Source organism: Rhodoplanes sp. SY1, assembly GCF_046000175.1.
In the GTDB taxonomy this organism is placed as follows: Bacteria; Pseudomonadota; Alphaproteobacteria; order Rhizobiales; family Xanthobacteraceae; genus Rhodoplanes.
The window spans coordinates 1-2261 of sequence record NZ_JBEOMB010000161.1 but is presented as its reverse complement, the minus strand read 5'-3'; the positions used below and the strand labels follow the sequence as shown (position 1 = coordinate 2261).

The following is a 2261-nucleotide window of genomic DNA, read 5'->3' as shown; positions in this document are numbered from 1 at the left end:
TGTCAAGCGACATCCGGAACTGCCCCCTTTGCGACATCAAGAACTGACCCCCTTGGTGGTTGGTTCAAGCGGTCGCCGGCTGGGGCGCCGGAGCGGGCTTCTGCAGAAGCCCGCTCCGGCGCTTTTCGCGCAGCCGGTAGCTGTCGCCCCTGATGGTGACGACGTGGCTGTGGTGGAGCAGCCGATCGAGGATGGCGGTCGCCACCACGGCGTCGCCGAACACGGTGCCCCATTCGCCCACCGGCCGGTTCGACGTCACCAGCATGGCGCCCCGCTCGTAGCGGCGGCTCACCAGCTGGAAGAACAGGTGCGCCGCGTCGGGCTCGAACGGCAGGTAGCCGAGCTCGTCGACGATCAGGAGCTTGGGCTTGCCGTAGTGGGTCAGCCGCTCCTCCAATCGGCCGTCCTGATGGGCCTTGGCGAGCTGGGCCACCAGCGTGGTCGCCGGCACGAACAGCACCGTGTAGCCGGCGACGATCGCCTCCCGGCCGAGCGCCACGGCGAGATGCGTCTTGCCAACCCCGGGCGGCCCGAGCAGCAGCACCGCCTCGCCGTTGGCGATGAAGCGGCCGGTCGAAAGCTCACGGATCTGCGCCTTGTCGAGCGAGGGCTGCGCCGCGAAGTCGAAGCCGGCGAGATCACGCACGAACGGGAAGCGGGCGAGCCCCAGGCTCATGTCGATCCGGCGCTGGTCCTTGCGGGCGATCTCGCGCTCGCAGAACAGCGTCAGCGCCTCGCGGATGGTCAGCTCGCGCCGGCCCGCCTCGTCGATCAGAGTGTCGAGCTGGTCGCGCACCGCGGTCAGCTTCAAGCGTGTCAGCATGCCGATCAAGTGGTCGTGTGCGGTCATCAGAAGTCTCCCCCGACGAACGCCGCATAGTCGGCGAGCGGCCGCTGCAGCGACGAGGCCGGCGGCTCCGGACACGGCGCCTGCGTCAACGGCGCCACGTCGGACGGCGCCACGGGCCCGCCGGCGCGTGGGCGCTCCCGGCTCCCCACCACGCCGGCGAGGTGGGTCGGATCGACCCGCCGCCCGTGCCGGCCGACAAGCTCGGCATGCACCGCCACCTCGCGCCCGGCGTGCCGGACCCGCACCTCCCCGGCGCCGACCACCACCCGAACCCGTTCGCCGATCAGTCGCCACGGCACCGAATAGGCGTTGCCGTCGACCTCCACGGCGCAGTCGCTCCCCACTCGCCGCACCAGCTCGCGCGACGTCGTGAACGGCGGGATGCCGTCGAGCGGCTTCAGCGCCGCCGCTTCCTCCCGCAGGAACCGAGCCATCGGCGCCTCGCCGGTGGTGCCGTGGGCGCGCACATCCGCCACCTCCCGGGTCCAGGCCGCGAGATGCGCCTCCAGCGCCGGCCAGGTCGCGAACGACCGCCCGGCGATCGCGTTGCGCTTCACGTAGCCGACCCCGCGCTCGTCCTTCCCCTTGGTCCGCGCCCGGTACGGCGCGCAGGCCCGCACCCGGAACCCCCAGTGCCGCGCGAAGGCGTGCAGCCGCGGATGCAGCACCACCTCCCGGCTCGCCGCGTCGTGGTGCACCACCAGCGCCCGCGCATTGTCGAGCAGCACCTCCTCGGGCCGTCCGCCGAACGCCGAAAACGCGCTCTCCAGCCCGTCGAGCCAGTTCTCCTGCCGCTCGTTCCGATAGGCCCGAACGTGCAGCCGCCGCGAAAAGCCGAGCGTCGCCACGAACAGGAACACCTTCACGGCCTCGCCGCCGATCGCGACACGCCGCTCGCCGAAGTCGATCTGAAGCTGCTCGCCCGGTCGCGTCTCGAACCGGACCGTCGCCCGCGCCGCCGCCAGAAGCTCGCGCCGCAGCGGCGCCACCGCCCGCTCAACCGTCCTCAGGCTCACCGCCACGCCCTTCTCGGCGACAAGCTCCTGGCGCACAACGTCGGCGTTCCCGCCGTGCCGCCGGAACCGCTCCGACAGCCAGTCATCCAGCCCGTCCAGCGCCTTCGCCCGCGACACCCCCCGGCACGGCTGCCAGCCGCCCATCCCGAGCCACCGCCGAACCGTCGCCTTCGAGCAGCCGAGCTCCGCCGCGATCCGCTTCGCGCCCCAGCCCAAGTCCTTCAGCCGCATCATCGCCGCGACGTCGTCCGGCGTCCTCATCGCTTCACCCCGCGGAACTTCGATCCGCGGGTCGTACTGCACGTCCTTCGGCATCATGCCGACCTCCTCTGCGATCACGAGAGGGGGTCAGTTCCTCGTGTCGTCAGGGGGCCAGTTTGTCGTGTCGCCTGACA

General features: G+C 71.6%; 2 protein-coding genes. Both read right to left on the bottom strand.

Annotation, left to right across the window (positions count from 1 at the left end; translation table 11 throughout):
* Positions 1-64: 64 nt before the first annotated feature.
* Entirely contained in the window at positions 65-850 is a 786-nt protein-coding gene (gene istB, locus ABTU92_RS26715; RefSeq protein WP_408094631.1) for an IS21-like element helper ATPase IstB, read from the bottom strand.
* On the bottom strand, positions 850-2127 hold the full coding sequence (gene istA, locus ABTU92_RS26710; protein ID WP_408094632.1) for an IS21 family transposase: 1278 nt from the start codon (positions 2125-2127) through the stop codon (positions 850-852). Before istA ends, istB begins: the two co-directional genes overlap by 1 nt.
* Positions 2128-2261: the final 134 nt, after the last annotated feature.